The 15,053-nt window shown below is 67.6% G+C and carries 22 protein-coding genes; 21 read left to right on the plus strand and 1 reads right to left on the minus strand.

Annotated elements, in window-relative coordinates:
* Positions 1–26 precede the first annotated feature (26 nt).
* From rplV to ELQ92_RS06185, 18 genes are all read left to right on the plus strand, one after another.
* A complete protein-coding gene (gene rplV, locus ELQ92_RS06100) occupies positions 27–392 on the plus strand; it encodes a 50S ribosomal protein L22 (protein WP_128495450.1) in 366 nt (121 codons plus the stop codon).
* The gene (gene rpsC, locus ELQ92_RS06105; protein WP_128498132.1) at positions 392–1,144 is read left to right on the plus strand and encodes a 30S ribosomal protein S3; all 753 of its coding nucleotides are present in this window, start codon (positions 392–394) and stop codon (positions 1,142–1,144) included. The genes rplV and rpsC overlap by 1 nt, the downstream gene beginning before the upstream one ends.
* Positions 1,145–1,146: 2 nt before the next feature.
* A complete protein-coding gene (gene rplP, locus ELQ92_RS06110) occupies positions 1,147–1,566 on the plus strand; it encodes a 50S ribosomal protein L16 (protein ID WP_128498133.1) in 420 nt (139 codons plus the stop codon).
* A complete protein-coding gene (rpmC, locus tag ELQ92_RS06115; protein WP_128498134.1) occupies positions 1,566–1,892 on the plus strand; it encodes a 50S ribosomal protein L29 in 327 nt (108 codons plus the stop codon). The genes rplP and rpmC overlap by 1 nt, the downstream gene beginning before the upstream one ends.
* A 2-nt stretch (positions 1,893–1,894) precedes the next feature.
* Positions 1,895–2,215, plus strand: coding sequence for a 30S ribosomal protein S17 (gene rpsQ / locus ELQ92_RS06120; RefSeq protein ID WP_128495447.1), 321 nt, complete (start codon positions 1,895–1,897; stop codon positions 2,213–2,215).
* Between the two features lie 33 nt (positions 2,216–2,248).
* Positions 2,249–2,617, plus strand: coding sequence for a 50S ribosomal protein L14 (rplN, locus tag ELQ92_RS06125; RefSeq protein WP_128498135.1), 369 nt, complete (start codon positions 2,249–2,251; stop codon positions 2,615–2,617).
* A gap of 2 nt (positions 2,618–2,619) precedes the next feature.
* A complete protein-coding gene (gene rplX / locus ELQ92_RS06130) occupies positions 2,620–2,982 on the plus strand; it encodes a 50S ribosomal protein L24 (protein WP_128495446.1) in 363 nt (120 codons plus the stop codon).
* Positions 2,982–3,569, plus strand: a complete 588-nt coding sequence (rplE, locus tag ELQ92_RS06135; protein ID WP_128498136.1) for a 50S ribosomal protein L5 — start codon at positions 2,982–2,984, stop codon at positions 3,567–3,569. Before rplX ends, rplE begins: the two co-directional genes overlap by 1 nt.
* Before the next feature lie 108 nt (positions 3,570–3,677).
* Positions 3,678–4,076: a 30S ribosomal protein S8 gene (gene rpsH, locus ELQ92_RS06140; RefSeq protein WP_128498137.1), complete on the plus strand. Its 399-nt coding sequence runs from the start codon at positions 3,678–3,680 to the stop codon at positions 4,074–4,076.
* A 6-nt stretch (positions 4,077–4,082) separates the two neighbouring features.
* Positions 4,083–4,619 carry a 50S ribosomal protein L6 gene (gene rplF / locus ELQ92_RS06145; RefSeq protein ID WP_128498138.1) on the plus strand — a complete coding sequence of 179 codons (537 nt, stop codon included), beginning with the start codon at positions 4,083–4,085 and terminating at the stop codon, positions 4,617–4,619.
* A 2-nt stretch (positions 4,620–4,621) separates the two neighbouring features.
* A complete protein-coding gene (gene rplR / locus ELQ92_RS06150) occupies positions 4,622–4,981 on the plus strand; it encodes a 50S ribosomal protein L18 (RefSeq protein WP_128495442.1) in 360 nt (119 codons plus the stop codon).
* A gap of 26 nt (positions 4,982–5,007) precedes the next feature.
* Positions 5,008–5,715, plus strand: a complete 708-nt coding sequence (gene rpsE / locus ELQ92_RS06155; protein ID WP_279432154.1) for a 30S ribosomal protein S5 — start codon at positions 5,008–5,010, stop codon at positions 5,713–5,715.
* Positions 5,715–5,900: a 50S ribosomal protein L30 gene (gene rpmD, locus ELQ92_RS06160; protein WP_127050370.1), complete on the plus strand. Its 186-nt coding sequence runs from the start codon at positions 5,715–5,717 to the stop codon at positions 5,898–5,900. Before rpsE ends, rpmD begins: the two co-directional genes overlap by 1 nt.
* Complete coding sequence (rplO, locus tag ELQ92_RS06165; protein ID WP_128498140.1) at positions 5,900–6,595, plus strand: 50S ribosomal protein L15; 696 nt, start codon at positions 5,900–5,902, stop codon at positions 6,593–6,595. The genes rpmD and rplO overlap by 1 nt, the downstream gene beginning before the upstream one ends.
* Before the next feature lie 203 nt (positions 6,596–6,798).
* Positions 6,799–8,121: a preprotein translocase subunit SecY gene (secY, locus tag ELQ92_RS06170; protein ID WP_128498141.1), complete on the plus strand. Its 1,323-nt coding sequence runs from the start codon at positions 6,799–6,801 to the stop codon at positions 8,119–8,121.
* Positions 8,118–8,732, plus strand: a complete 615-nt coding sequence (locus ELQ92_RS06175; protein WP_243694903.1) for an adenylate kinase — start codon at positions 8,118–8,120, stop codon at positions 8,730–8,732. Before secY ends, ELQ92_RS06175 begins: the two co-directional genes overlap by 4 nt.
* Positions 8,733–8,737: 5 nt before the next feature.
* Positions 8,738–9,565: a type I methionyl aminopeptidase gene (gene map / locus ELQ92_RS06180; protein ID WP_128498142.1), complete on the plus strand. Its 828-nt coding sequence runs from the start codon at positions 8,738–8,740 to the stop codon at positions 9,563–9,565.
* Positions 9,566–9,584: 19 nt separating this feature from the next.
* A complete protein-coding gene (locus tag ELQ92_RS06185) occupies positions 9,585–10,481 on the plus strand; it encodes an aminodeoxychorismate lyase (RefSeq protein ID WP_128498143.1) in 897 nt (298 codons plus the stop codon).
* Positions 10,482–10,518: 37 nt separating this feature from the next.
* Here ELQ92_RS06185 and ELQ92_RS06190 read toward each other — a convergent pair whose 3' ends face one another.
* Positions 10,519–12,447, minus strand: coding sequence for a BglG family transcription antiterminator (locus tag ELQ92_RS06190; RefSeq protein ID WP_128498144.1), 1,929 nt, complete (start codon positions 12,445–12,447; stop codon positions 10,519–10,521).
* A 220-nt stretch (positions 12,448–12,667) separates the two neighbouring features.
* Here ELQ92_RS06190 and ELQ92_RS06195 point away from each other — a divergent pair, with 220 nt between their 5' ends.
* From ELQ92_RS06195 to ptsP, 3 genes are all read left to right on the plus strand, one after another.
* Complete coding sequence (locus tag ELQ92_RS06195) at positions 12,668–12,985, plus strand: PTS sugar transporter subunit IIB (protein ID WP_128498145.1); 318 nt, start codon at positions 12,668–12,670, stop codon at positions 12,983–12,985.
* A gap of 82 nt (positions 12,986–13,067) precedes the next feature.
* On the plus strand, positions 13,068–13,337 hold the full coding sequence (locus tag ELQ92_RS06200) for an HPr family phosphocarrier protein (RefSeq protein ID WP_128495435.1): 270 nt from the start codon (positions 13,068–13,070) through the stop codon (positions 13,335–13,337).
* Between the two features lie 45 nt (positions 13,338–13,382).
* Entirely contained in the window at positions 13,383–15,050 is a 1,668-nt protein-coding gene (ptsP, locus tag ELQ92_RS06205) for a phosphoenolpyruvate--protein phosphotransferase (protein WP_128498146.1), read from the plus strand.
* The last annotated feature ends 3 nt before the right edge of the window (positions 15,051–15,053 follow it).

The raw sequence follows: 15,053 nt of genomic DNA on the forward strand, positions 1-15,053 counted from the left end.
CCGCGGAGGCGTAAGGAGGAAGAGAAATGGTGGAGTCAATCGCCCGCGTGCGACACATCCGCGTCACCCCCATGAAGGCTCGTCGTGTCGTCAACCTCATCCGCGGCAAGCAGGCTCAGGAGGCACTCGCCATCTTGAAGTTCGCCCCGCAGGGTGCATCGGAGCCGGTCTACAAGCTCGTCGCGTCCGCTATCGCGAACGCCCGGGTCAAGGCCGACGCGACCAACAGCTACCTGGACGAGCAGGACCTGTACATCGCCAAGGCCTACGTCGATGAGGGCACGACCCTCAAGCGTTTCCAGCCGCGAGCCCAGGGCCGTGCTTTCCGCATCAACAAGCGCACCAGCCACATCACGGTTGTGCTCGCCACTCCCGAGGAGGGGACGAAGTAATGGGTCAGAAAGTCAACCCGTACGGCTTCCGTCTCGGCATCACCACCGACCACGTGTCGCGTTGGTACGCCGACAGCACGAAGCCCGGCCAGCGGTACTCCGACTACGTCGCGGAGGACGTCAAGATCCGTCGCCTGCTGAGCACCTCGCTCGACCGCGCCGGTGTCTCCCGCATCGAGATCGAGCGCACCCGTGACCGCGTCCGTGTGGACATCCACACGGCGCGTCCCGGAATCGTCATCGGTCGCCGCGGCGCCGAGGCCGAGCGCATCCGCGCCGACCTGGAGAAGCTCACCAAGAAGCAGATCCAGCTCAATATCCTCGAGGTCAAGAACCCCGAGGCCGACGCCCAGCTCGTCGCGCAGGGCATCGCCGAGCAGCTCACCGCTCGTGTGGCCTTCCGCCGCGCGATGCGCAAGGGCCTGCAGGGTGCTCAGCGCGCCGGCGCCAAGGGTGTCCGCATCCAGGTGTCCGGTCGACTGGGCGGCGCCGAGATGAGCCGTTCCGAGTTCTACCGCGAGGGCCGAGTGCCCCTGCACACGCTCCGCGCGAACATCGACTACGGCTTCTACGAGGCCAAGACGACGTTCGGCCGCATCGGCGTGAAGGTGTGGATCTACAAGGGCGACATCACGAACAAGGAGCTCGCTCGCGAGCAGGCCAACCAGAAGTCGAGCCGCCCCGAGCGCAGTGACCGTCCGCGTCGTGCCCCTCGCAATGAGGCGCCCGTCGCCGCAGGAGTTGAGGCATAACCATGTTGATCCCACGCAGAGTCAAGCACCGTAAGCAGCACCGTCCCACGCGTACCGGTCAGGCGACCGGTGGCACGAAGGTCAGCTTCGGCGAGTTCGGCATCCAGGCCATGACGCCCGCCTACGTGACCAACCGTCAGATCGAGTCCGCTCGTATCGCCATGACGCGTCACATCAAGCGTGGCGGAAAGGTGTGGATCAACATCTACCCGGACCGTCCGCTCACGAAGAAGCCGGCCGAGACCCGAATGGGTTCCGGTAAGGGCTCGCCCGAGTGGTGGGTCGCGAACGTCAAGCCCGGCCGTGTGCTCTTCGAGGTCGCGGGAGTCGACGAGACTCTCGCCCGCGAGGCGCTCACCCGTGCAATCCACAAGCTGCCCCTCAAGGCACGCATCATCAAGCGCGAGGAGGGCGACGCATAATGGCGATCGGTTCCAAGGAGCTCACCCCGAGCGAGCTCGACACATTCGAAGACGAGCGACTCGTCGACGAGCTGCGCAAGGCCAAGGAAGAGCTGTTCAACCTGCGCTTCCAGGCCGCGACCGGCCAGCTCGAGACGCACGGACGGCTTCGCGCCGTCAAGCGTGACATCGCACGCATCTACACGGTCATCCGCGAGCGCGAGCTCGGGATCCGGGCCACCCCCGCGCCTCTCGAGGTGCAGGCGAAGGCTCCGAAGAAGAGCAAGAAGGCTGCGAAGGAGTCCGCTGAGGACACCGCGACGCCCGACGAGACGAAGGAGGCCTGATCATGGCTACCGCAACTGACAAGGCTGCGCAGGGTCACGAGTCGGCCGAGCACGACGTCAAGGACGCCGCCAGCCGCGGTTACCGCAAGACGCGTCGCGGCTACGTGACGAGCGACAAGATGAACAAGACCATCGTGGTCGAGGTCGAGGACCGCGTGAAGCACCCGCTTTACGGCAAGGTCATCCGCCGCACCTCGAAGGTCAAGGCCCACGACGAGCTCGAGACCGCCGGCATCGGCGACCTCGTGATCATCGCGGAGACCCGTCCGCTGAGCGCCAGCAAGCGCTGGCGCCTGGTCGAGATCCTCGAGAAGGCCAAGTAAGCCCCCGGGCTTGCTTCGTAGAAGGAGTACAGGATGATTCAGCAGGAATCGCGCCTGAAGGTCGCCGACAACACCGGCGCCAAGGAGTTGCTCACGATCCGGGTCCTCGGTGGCTCGGCTCGACGCTACGCCGGCCTCGGTGACGTCATCGTCGCGACCGTCAAGGACGCCATCCCCGGTGGCAACGTCAAGAAGGGCGACGTCGTCAAGGCGGTCGTCGTCCGGGTGAAGAAGCAGACCCGTCGCCAGGACGGGTCGTACATCAAGTTCGATGAGAACGCGGCAGTGATCCTGAAGGGTGACGGCGACCCCCGTGGTACCCGCATCTTCGGGCCGGTCGGACGTGAACTTCGCGACAAGAAGTTCATGAAGATCGTCTCGCTGGCGCCGGAGGTTATCTAGTCATGGCGAAGATCAAGAAGGGCGACCTGGTCCAGGTGATCAGCGGCCCCAAGCAGGACCGTGGTGGCTTCCGTGGCAAGCAGGGACGCGTCATCGAGGTGCTCGTGGAGCGAAACCGCGTCATCGTCGAGGGCGTCAACTACGTCACGAAGCACGTGCGTCAGGGCCAGACCCAGCGCGGCACGAAGACGGGCGGCATCGAGACCCACGAGGCCCCGATCCACGTCTCCAACGTCGTCCTGGTCGACCCCGACACCAAGAAGCCGGTCAAGGTCGGCTACCGTTCCGAGGAAGTCGTGAAGGACGGCGTCACCAAGACGCGTCGTGTCCGGATCGACAAGAAGTCTGGTAAGGACCTCAAGTAATGACTGATACTGCACCGGCCGCTGGCAAAATCCAGCCCCGACTCAAGCAGAAGTACAAGGGCGAGATCGCCCCGAAGCTCCAGGGCGACCTCGGCTTCACCAACGTCCACCAGATCCCGACGCTCACCAAGATCGTCGTGAACATGGGTGTCGGTGACGCGGCCCGCGACGGCAAGATCATCGACGGCGCGGTCAACGACCTCACCCTCATCACGGGTCAGAAGCCGCAGGTCACGAAGGCCCGCAAGTCCATCGCGCAGTTCAAGCTCCGCGAGGGTCAGCCGATCGGTGCGCACGTCACACTGCGCGGTGACCGTATGTGGGAGTTCCTCGACCGGCTTCTGTCGCTCGCGCTTCCGCGCATCCGCGACTTCCGTGGTCTCTCGGACCGTCAGTTCGACGGCAACGGCAACTACACGTTCGGTCTCACCGAGCAGGCCGTGTTCCACGAGATCAACCAGGACCGCATCGACCGTGTCCGCGGTATGGACATCACGGTCGTCACCACGGCGAAGACCGACGACGAGGGACGTGCACTGCTCAAGGCGCTCGGCTTCCCGTTCAAGTCGGCCGACTCCGCGCAGTAGGCTGTAACTTCTGCACAAAACCGGGGTCCGGCACTCGCCGGACCCCACCACCACAGGTCGTCATTCGTGTAACGGGTGCCGAAACCTGGTGAACAAAGGAAATCCATCATGACGATGACAGATCCGGTCGCAGACATGCTGACCAGACTGCGGAACGCCAACTCGGCGTACCACGACAGCGTCTCCATGCCCCACTCGAAGCTCAAGGGGCACATCGCCGACATCCTCAAGTCGGAGGGCTACATCTCCGACTGGACCGTCGCTGACGCGACCGTCGGCCAGACGCTCACGCTGAGCCTCAAGTTCGGCCCGAACCGCGAGCGGTCGATCGCCGGAATCAAGCGCGTCTCGAAGCCCGGTCTCCGCGTCTACGCGAAGTCCACGGAACTCCCCACCGTCCTCGGTGGTCTCGGTGTCGCCATCCTGTCCACCTCCTCCGGTCTCCTCACGGACCGCCAGGCCGAGAAGAAGGGCGTCGGCGGGGAAGTCCTCGCCTACGTGTGGTAATCCGTCATGTCTCGTATTGGAAGACTCCCCATCGACATCCCCGCAGGGGTGACCGTCTCGATCGACGGTCGTAACGTCGCCGTGAAGGGCCCGAAGGGCGAGCTCGCGCTCACCGTCGCCGCCCCCATCGAGGCGACGATCGAGGACAACCAGGTCCTCGTCACCCGTCCGGACGACGAGCGCGCATCGCGCTCGCTCCACGGCCTCACCCGCACGCTCATCGCCAACCAGATCATCGGCGTGACGCAGGGTTACACCAAGGGCCTCGAGGTCGTCGGAACCGGTTACCGCGTTCAGCAGAGGGGCAGCTCGATCGAATTCGCGCTCGGCTTCTCGCACCCGGTCACGGTCGACCCGCCCGCCGGCATCACCTTCACGGTCGAGGGCAACAACAAGCTCACCGTGTCGGGCATCGACAAGCAGGCCGTCGGTGAGGTCGCCGCCAACATCCGTAAGATCCGCAAGCCCGAGCCCTATAAGGGCAAGGGTGTGCGTTACGCCGGCGAGAACGTTCGTCGCAAGGCCGGAAAGGCTGGTAAGTAACCATGGCTGTCAAGACCAAGTCCGCCGCCCGTGGCCGTCGCCACGCGCGTCTGCGGAAGAAGATCGAGGGAACGGCCGTCCGTCCCCGTCTCGTCGTGACGCGCTCTGCTCGCCACGTCTTCGTCCAGGTCGTCGACGACGCCCAGGGCCACACGCTCGTCTCCGCTTCGACGCTCGAGAGCGACCTGCGGACCTTCGAGGGTGACAAGACCGCCAAGGCGAAGCGCGTCGGCGAGCTCGTCGCCGAGCGTGCCAAGCAGGCCGGCATCGAAGGTGTCGTTTTTGACCGTGGTGGTAACCGTTACGCAGGACGCGTCGCGGCGATCGCCGAGGGTGCTCGAGAGGGTGGATTGAACCTGTGAGCGAAGCAACCAACAAGGAGCAAGCCGTGGCTGAGACCACCGTGCCCGACACGACCGTGGCCGAGACCGCTGAGAAGCCGGTCGAGACCGCAGCCGGCAGCGAGAGCCAGACGCGCGACGAGCGCTCGGGCCGCCGCGGTGGCGGTCGTGACCGCAACCAGGGCGGTCGTGACCGTGGCGGCCGCGACCAGGACAAGAGCCAGTTCCTCGAGCGCGTCGTGACCATCAACCGCGTGTCGAAGGTCGTGAAGGGTGGACGTCGGTTCAGCTTCACCGCCCTCGTCGTCGTCGGTGACGGCAACGGACTCGTGGGCGTCGGCTACGGCAAGGCCCGCGAGGTCCCTCTCGCGATCTCGAAGGGCGTCGAGGAGGCGAAGAAGAACTTCTTCCGCGTCCCGCGCGTCGGCTCGACCATCCCGCACCCCGTCCAGGGTGAGGCGGCCGCCGGTGTGGTTCTCCTCCGCCCCGCCGCGGCCGGTACCGGTGTCATCGCCGGTGGTCCCGTCCGCGCCGTGCTCGAGTGCGCCGGCATCCACGACGTCTTGTCGAAGTCGCTGGGTTCCTCGAACACGATCAACATCGTCCACGCCACGGTCACGGCGCTGCAGCAGCTCGAGGAACCTCGTGCCGTCGCCGCCCGTCGTGGTCTCGAATTCGACCAGGTCGCTCCCGAGCGCCTCGTCCGAGCAGAAGCCGACGCCGCAGCAGCGGCGGCGGCGAAGGTAGGTGCCTGATGGCCGGTCGTCTGAAGGTCACGCAGACCAAGTCCAAAGTTAGTGAGAAGCAGTACCAGCGGGACACGCTGCGCAGCCTCGGCCTCAAGCGCATCGGCGACGTCGTCGTCCGCCCGGACGACGCGCAGAACCGTGGCTACGTCAACACTGTTGCTCACCTCGTGAAGGTTGAGGAGATCGACTAATGGCTGACGAGAAGAACGACGTCACCGAGGAGACCCCGAAGAAGAAGGCCGCGCCCAAGGCGAAGGTCGACGCTGCGGAGAAGGCTCCCAAGGCCGCCCCGAAGGCGAAGGCCGCAACGGCCGACGCCGACGCGAAGCCGGCCAAGAAGGCTCCGGCCAAGAAGGCGGCTGCATCGAGCTCGGCTTCTGCCGACTCGGCCGGCGCCGCCCCGAAGGCGGAGAAGAAGGGCTCGGAATCCGGCACGACCGCGGCTCGCGCCCAGGTCCTCAAGGTGCACCACCTCCGGCCGGCCGCCGGGTCCAAGAAGGCCAAGACCCGTGTGGGTCGTGGTGAGGGCTCGAAGGGTAAGACCGCGGGTCGTGGAACCAAGGGTACGAAGGCCCGCTACTCGGTCAAGGCCGGGTTCGAGGGTGGCCAGCTGCCGTCGCACATGCGTGCGCCGAAGCTGCGCGGCTTCAAGAACCCGTTCCGGGTCGAGTACCAGGTCGTCAACCTCGAGCGTCTCGCGGAGCTGTACCCGGCGGGAGGCGACGTCACCGTCGCCGACCTCGTCAGCAAGGGTGCCGTCCGGAAGAACGAGAAGGTCAAGGTCCTCGGCGGCGGCGATCTGGGCGTCAAGCTCAACGTCACGGTCGACAAGGTCTCCGATTCCGCACAGGAGAAGATCCTCGCGGCCGGTGGCTCGGTAAAGTAGTCAGGAAGTAATCCCGACAGGTCGGGTGCCTCCGAGGTCGCCGCTGACGCCGTCAGTGGCCCTCGGAACGGGCCCGCCAGTGGACCACGTACGCGAACGGGCCCGGTAATCGGTTAGATTCGATTGCCGGGCCCGTTTCACGCGGACCAGGTTCTCAACCGGGACGACGAGCCCTGTACAGGCTCGAAACCAGGAGGCCCCCTTTGTTCAGCGCCGTAGCGCGGATCTTCCGCACGCCAGACCTTCGTCGGAAGATCGGCTTCACCCTCGGCATCATCGCCCTGTACCGGCTCGGTTCCTTCGTGCCGGCGCCGTTCGTGGACTTCGCGAACGTGCAGACGTGTCTGCAGCAGAACCAGGGCACGTCGGGTCTCTACGAGCTCGTCAACCTCTTCTCGGGCGGCGCTCTCCTGCAGCTGTCGATCTTCGCGCTCGGCATCATGCCGTACATCACGGCGTCGATCATCGTCCAGCTCCTGCGCGTCGTCATCCCGCACTTCGAGACCCTCCACAAGGAGGGCCAGGCGGGCCAGGGCAAGCTCACGCAGTACACGCGCTACCTCACGATCTTCCTGGGCGTCCTGCAGTCGACGACGCTCATCACCGTCGCCCGCTCCGGTGCCCTCTTCGGCACGAACGCGAGCACCGAGTGCTCGCAGCTCCTCACGACGGACACGTGGTACGCGGTACTGCTCATGGTGATCACCATGACGGCCGGCACGGGCCTGATCATGTGGATGGGCGAGCTCATCACCGAGCGCGGTATCGGCAACGGCATGTCCCTGCTCATCTTCACGTCGATCTCGGCGACCTTCCCCACGTCGCTGTGGGCCATCGCCCAGTCGCGCGGTTTCGAGGTCTTCCTCCTCGTCCTCGCGATCGGCCTCGTGATCGTCGCGCTCGTCGTGTTCGTCGAACAGTCGCAGCGGCGCATCCCCGTGCAGTACGCGAAGCGCATGGTCGGCCGTCGGACCTACGGCGGCAACAACACCTACATCCCGATCAAGGTCAACATGGCGGGTGTCGTGCCGGTGATCTTCGCATCGTCACTGCTGTACCTTCCCGCCCTCATCGCCCAGTTCAACCAGCCCGCTGCCGGTCAGGAACCCGCTGCCTGGGTCGTGTGGGTGACGAACTACCTGACGCAGGGCGATCACCCGCTCTACATGGCGCTGTACTTCCTCCTTATCGTCGGGTTCACGTACTTCTATGTCGCCATCACCTTCAACCCGGAGGAGGTCGCGGACAACATGAAGAAGTACGGTGGCTTCATCCCCGGGATCCGGGCCGGTCGTCCGACAGCGGAGTACCTCGACTACGTACTGACGCGCGTGACGCTCCCGGGATCGATCTATCTCGGTCTCGTCGCGCTCATCCCGCTCATCGCGCTCGCGCTCGTCGGCGCGAACCAGAACTTCCCGTTCGGAGGCGCGTCGATCCTGATCATCGTCGGCGTCGGCCTCGAGACCGTCAAGCAGATCGACTCGCAGCTGCAGCAGCGCCACTACGAGGGACTGCTCCGGTGACGGGGGAGTCGGGCCCGCGGTTGCTCATCGTCGGTCCTCCCGGGGCGGGTAAGGGCACCCAGGCGAAGCTCATCGCCGCGACGTTCGGGATCCCTGCCATCTCCACGGGTGACATCTTCCGGGACAACATCAAGAACGGCACCGAACTGGGCAAGCAGGTCCAGTCGATCGTGTCGACCGGCGCCTACGTTCCCGACTCGCTCACGAACGAGATCGTGCGCGACCGCCTTCTGCAGGACGACGCCGTCTCGGGCTTCCTCCTCGACGGCTACCCCCGCACGACGGAGCAGGTCGCGGAGCTCGAACGGATCCTCGACGAGTCCGGTGCGTCGCTCGACGCCGTCGTCCTCCTCGTCGCCGACACCGACGAGGTGGTGCAGCGGCTACTCAAGCGCGCGGTGGACCAGGGTCGCGAGGACGACACCGAGGACGTCATCCGGCACCGGCAGGACGTCTACAACGAGCAGACAGAACCCGTCATCGCGCTGTACCGTGAGCGGGGCCTCGTCGCGGAGGTCGACGGCCTCGGCAGCGTCGACGATGTCGCCGCGCGAGTGACGTCCGCCTTGCGCGATCGGGGCATCGCTCCGCGCCCCGCCGACGCGGTCTGACTCCGGTGTTCCGCAAGTCGATCTACAAGACACCGGCGCAGTTGCGCCTCATGCTCGAGGCCGGTCTCCTCACCGAGGCCGCGCTCGACGCCGTGCGGGCCGCGATCCGTCCCGGCGTCACGACCCTCGAGCTCGACGCGATCGCGGAACGCACGATCCGCGAGGGCGGCGGACGACCGAACTTCGCGCTCGTCCCCGGCTACAGCCACACGATCTGCGCGTCGGTCAATGCCGACGTCGTTCACGGCATCCCGAACGATCGCCCGCTCCAACCCGGTGACATCGTCTCGATCGACTGCGGCGCCGATGTCGGAGGCTGGAACGGCGACTCGGCCTTCACGGTCGTGCTCGACGATCCCGAGCGTCCCGAGGTCGTCGCGGAACGGCGGCGACTGTCGGAGGTCACGGAGACCTCCCTGTGGGCGGGCGTCGCGTGCCTCGCGGGGGCGAAGACACTCAACGAGGTCGGCGCCGCCGTGCAGGAGGCGATCGAGAGCCGCAGCGGGTTCGGCATCCTCACCGACTACATCGGACACGGCATCGGCCGATCGATGCACGAGGCGCCTCCCGTCTTCAACTACCGCGTCGCGCACAAGGGACCGGACGTGAAGGCGGGACTCGCTGTCGCGATCGAGCCCATGGTCGTCGAGGGAAGCCCGGAGACCTTCGTCCAGGACGACGACTGGACGGTGACGACGGTCGACGACGGAATGGCGTCGCACTGGGAGCACAGCGTAGCCGTGCACGCCGACGGCATCTGGGTGCTCACCGCACGCGACGGGGGAGCGGCGGGACTCGCGCCGTTCGGTGTCGTCCCCGCTCCCATCGCTTGACGCGGCGTATCGTCGGAGCATGAGTTCCTCACCGTCGCCCCGCGTCTTCTTCCTCTCTCCCTTCCCGGCGTCCGCAGAGCCCGAGGAGACGGAGATCGCCGCCTCCATCCGCGAGGACGATGCCTCGGCACCCGCCCTGAGCGTGCTGGATCTCGGCGCCTCACGCGGAGACGGGATCTTCGAGACCCTCGGCGTCATCGACGGTCGCGCGCACGGCGTGGACGAACACCTCGCCCGGCTCGTCCGGTCGGCGGCCATGCTCGACCTGCCGGAACCGCACCTCGAGCAGTGGCGCGCCGCGATGGAGCGGGCAGTGGCGTCATTACCCCGGACGGGCCAGGGATCACTCAAGATCGTACTCACGAGGGGCATCGAGGGGAGCGGAGTGCCGACGGCCTGGATCGTCGCTCGGGCAGCGACGTCGGATTTCGCAGAGCGCCGTGACGGCATCCGTGTCGTGACGCTCGATCGCGGGTTCCCGCTCGACGTCTCCGAGCGTGCGCCCTGGCTCCTCGCGGGCGCCAAGACCCTCTCCTACGGCGTCAACATGGCGGCCATCCGGGAGGCCAAGCGGCGGGGCGCCGACGACGCCCTCTTCGTGTCGTCGGACGGGTACGCCCTCGAAGGATCGACATCGAGCCTGATCGTACGTTTCGGTGAACGCATCGTGACGCCGTCGATCGACGGCGGCATCCTTCCCGGGACCACCCAGGCGGCCATCTACGGCTGGCTCGAGACCGAGGGGTACCGCCCCGAGTACGCTGCGCTGCGCGCCGACGCGCTCCGGGACGTCGACGCCGCCTGGTTCGTCTCGAGCGTGCGGCTCGCCGCCCCGATCACGGCGATCGATGACCGGCCGCTCGAGATCGACGTCGCGTTGACGGCGGGTATGAACGCGATGCTGCTCGGCCGCTGACGAGCGGCGCGGCGCTCGGGGTCGGTGCGCAGGGGACTCAGGAGTCCATGGTGTGGACGAGCTCCTCGATGAACGAGGGGAAGTCCTCGGATCTACGGATGATGCGCTGCACGTCCTCCCGTACGGAGAAGACCTCCACGATCTGATCGAACACGGGCTGGAAGCGGGCCCGGCCGTCGGCGCTGAAGGCGATGAGCGCGACGACGTTCACGCGGGCGTCTCCCCACGGGATGCTGTGCTCGTTGACCGCGATGGCGATGGCCGTGCGCTCGGCCGACATCGCCATGGCGTGGGGCACGGCGAGCGAATCGGTGAATGCGGTGGACGACATCCGCTCTCGCTCGATCACCCCGTCGAGGTACTCCTCGTCGATGGCGCCGTCCGCGATCATGAGCTCGCCGAGATGGCGGATCATCGACTCCTCGTCGCCCGTGTACCGGTTGCGGACGAAGAGCGCGGGGGAGAAGTACTCGAGGAGTTCTGCGGCGATCGCCGAGCGACGGCGGCCCCGACGGAGCCGAGCGACGGCCCGCCGCACCCTCTCGCCATCCGCCTCCCCGAAGAAGGGGCCCACTACGACGACCGGATCGGACGGGACGGGGGGCTCGATCGTCGAGAGGACGAGGTCCACGCCGAGCGAGGACCACGGGACGTCCGACCGTGTCTCGACTCGATCGATCCTCACGAGGTCCCCGACGGAGGCCAGGATTCGAGCGGCGAGGACGCTGTGGAGGTCGTAGTAGTTGGGGCACACGAGGACGACGGGCTCGAGATCCTCCCGTCGAGCCTCCTGCTGGAGGTGGGCACCGACGTGCATGGCGATGTACGCGATCTCGTCGTCGTCGATCTCGACCCCGCTGAGGTCGCGCAACTCACGCGCGATGAACACGGCGAGCTCGTAGATCATCGGGTACGACGTCTTGATCGAGCGTGTGAGCGGGTTGCGGGAGAACGAGCGGTCACTCGCCCGTTCGAGGAGGTTGTGCACGTGGAGGGCGAGCCTCGTGATGAAGTCCTCGTCCGAGAGGTCGACGGCGTACTCAGCGCCTGCTCGCTGCGTGATGCGGCGCACGCGTTCGAGGTCGTCGTCGGCGAGGTAACGCCGGCGGTCGTTGTCGCCCGCCGCGGTCGACGTCGTCGGGGCGACCGCTCGTGTGGACAGCAGGTAGCCGAGGTACTCGGCGTCTCCCTGGCCGAGCGAGACGCCGAAGTGCTCGGTCACGAGTGCGTCGAGGAGGGCCGGGAACTCCTCGCCGTGGAAACCCTCCGACCGGCTCGGTCGCTCGTCGTCCGGTACCCGGTTGTCATGGGCGATGCGGTCGACGGCGATCGCGATGTGGAGGAGGACGTTGTCGGTGCCGTAGTCGTTGACGTAGTACTGGCGCGCCTCGAGCTCCCGCAGGAGGGCGGTCTTGAACGCGCTGAGGCTCTCGGAGGCGAAGGCCCGCTCCACGGCGTCGAGATCGATGCGGCCCTGCGTGGTCTCGTCACGGAAGAGCCGACTGATGAGGCGTCGTCGATCCCGCTCCGAACCGGAGAGCGTGACCACCGATCCGTTCCGCGCGATGCGCAAGTCGAGCTCGGCGACGATGGGCCGGAGCTTCGCGAGGTCGGCCTCGACGGTCGACTCACTGACGTGCATCCGCTCGGCGAGGTCGAAGACGTCGAGTCCGTTGGGCGCCGCGAGCAGTTCCCGGATGATGCGCGTGCTGCGCTCGCGAGGCGTGTCGATCGTCGCCCGCGTCTCGAGGCTGCGGAATCGGGCGTACGCCTCCTCGTCGAGGCGGTACCCGGTGGGTCCCGAGACGACGAGGTCCTGCGCGCCCGGTCGCGATCGCAAGCGCGAGAGGTAGGTCCTGACACTCCGCGGCGTCACCCCGAGGGTGTCGGCGAGCTCCGAGGCCGTGACGGTGCCGGACGCACGCGCGAGGTGCGCGAGGATCCGGTCCTGCCTGTCGCGGGTCACGGGCGCTCCTCACACTTCTCGGACGGACACGCATCCGTGCACCCGTCGAGTCAATCATCTCCGACGGGCGTCGGGGCGCATGAGCGCGGTGCACCGGCCCACCTTTCCGCCCCCGCGGAAGATTCCGTGGTGGCGTCGGCGTCCGGCCCGGACGAGACTTCTGGTTGCGTGGGCGTGTCAGCCCGCGAGTTCCACGAAGAGAAAGCGCAGGGGCGGATCGATGGAGATCCTCGTCGTATGTGGTGCGGGTGCGTCCTCGACGTTCATCGCCCTACGGCTGCGCCGATCGGCGGCCTCCCGGGGACTCGACATCACGGCCCGTGCCGGATCGCTCGAATTGCTCGCCTCCTCGCTCGCGGGCGTCGCCCTCGTCCTCGTCGGGCCTCACCTCGCCGACCGGCTCGATGCCGTGCAGGCGATCGTCCGCTCCGTCGACGACCGCATCGCCATCGCCGTGCTTCCCGAATCGGCCGTCGCATCCGCCGACGGCTCCCTCGCGCTCCAGACCGCCCTCGACGCCGCCGGGGTGGGATCATGACGGCCGGCCGGTTCCCCCTCGCGGGGCTGGGAACGACCGGGCATGACGGAGCAGACATCAGGCGGCGGCTGAGGAGTTCCCCATGGTTACACGCACCGTTCGCATTGGATCGTCGCACGGACTGCACGCCCGTCCGGCCAAGCTGTTCACGCAGGCGGCCGCTGCGGCGCCCAACCCCGTCACGATCGCCAAGGGCGACGGCAAGGCCGTCAACGCCGCGAGCATCCTCGGCGTCATCTCCCTCGGCGTCGAGTTCGGCGACTACGTCACGCTCTCCTCGGAGGGCGACGGCGCCGACGCGACGCTCGACGAACTCACCGAGCTGCTCGTCACCGACCACGACCAGGCGTGAGCGCACGATGACGCTCGCCGCATCCGACGGAAGAGGAGGCCGTTCATGCGTATGACCGGAACCGGAATCGGGCAAGGCGTCGCGACGGGACCCGTCGCGCGAATGCCCGAGCCGCTCGCCACGCCGGCGGACGTGCCGAGCACCCTCGGCGTCGAGGCCGAGAAGACGCGGACGCTCGAGTCGCTCGGCCGCGTGGCCCGAGCGCTCGAGGAGCGGGGGGCCAAGGCCGGTGGTACCGCGCGTGACGTCCTCGAGGCTCAGGCGATGATGGCGGAGGACCCCACACTCGCCGACTCCATCGACGACCTGCTCGGCCAGGGCAAGACGGCCGAGCGGGCGGTCTCCGAGGCGTTCGCCGCGTTCCGCGACCAGCTCGCGGCGATGGGCGGATACCTCGGTGAGCGCGCCGCCGATCTCGACGACGTCGCCCAGCGCGTGATCGCCGACCTCCTCGGCGTCCCGGCGCCCGGTGTGCCCGAGCGCGACGAGCCCTTCGTGCTCGTCGCCCGCGACCTCGCTCCTGCCGACACCGCACTCCTCGACCTCGACAAGGTCCTCGCACTCGTCACGAGCGACGGCGGACCGACGTCGCACACGGCGATCCTCGCTCGTGAGAAGTCGATCGTCGCCGTCGTCGGTGTCCTCGACGCCCTGTCGCTGACGGACGGGGAGACCGTCGTGGTCGACGCCGCCGTCGGCGCGGTCGTCTCCGAGCCGACCGAGGAGGAGGTCACCGCCGCTCGCACGCGCATCGCCGAGCGGGCGGCCCTCGTCGACGCGCCCGCCACGCCGGGAGCGCTCGCGGACGGCACGGCCATCCCTCTCCTCGCGAACCTCGGCTCGTCGAAGGCCGCGAAGGCCGCTGCCGACGGGGGAGCCGAGGGCGTCGGACTCTTCCGGACGGAATTCCTCTTCCTCGACGCCGGCGGGAGCGCGCCGACGATCGACGAGCAGCGCGCGCACTACATCGAGCTGCTCGAGGCGTTCCCCGGCAAGAAGGTCGTCGTGCGCCTGCTCGACGCCGGTGCCGACAAGCCGCTCGAATTCCTCAACGACGCCCACGAGGAGAATCCAGCCCTCGGGCTGCGCGGCCTCCGCGCCCTCCGCGTGAGCGAGGACATCCTGAGGGAGCAGCTCACGGCGCTCGCCGAGGCCGACAAGGTCACCTCGGCGGACCTCTGGGTCATGGCGCCGATGGTCTCGACCGTCGAGGAGACGACGTACTTCGTGACGCTCGCGAAGGAACTGGGCCTCAAGACGGTCGGCGTGATGGTCGAGGTCCCCTCGATCGCCCTGCTCGCCGACAAGGTCATGGCCGAGGCGGACTTCGCCTCGATCGGCACGAACGACCTGACCCAGTACACGCTCGCGGCCGACCGACTGCTCGGTTCCGTCGCGGCGTTCCAGGACCCGTGGCACCCCGCCGTCCTCCGCCTCGTCGGAGAGGTCGGGGCCGCCGGCGCCCGAGCCGGCAAGCCCGTCGGGATCTGCGGTGAGGCCGCGGCGGACCCGCTCCTCGCCGTCGTCCTCGTCGGTCTCGGAGCCACCACCCTGTCGATGTCGCCGTCCGCCCTCGCGGACGTGCGCGCATCGCTGTCCCGTTACACCCTCGACGAAGCGCGCCGCTTCGCCGACATCGCCCTGGCCGCCTCGGGTGCGGCCGAAGCCCGGGCCGCGGTCACCGCCGCGGTCGCATCCCGCAAGGAGAACTGAGAA

Origin of the sequence: Labedella populi (assembly GCF_004078655.1) — a bacterium.
GTDB classification, from domain to species: Bacteria; Actinomycetota; Actinomycetes; order Actinomycetales; family Microbacteriaceae; genus Labedella; species Labedella populi.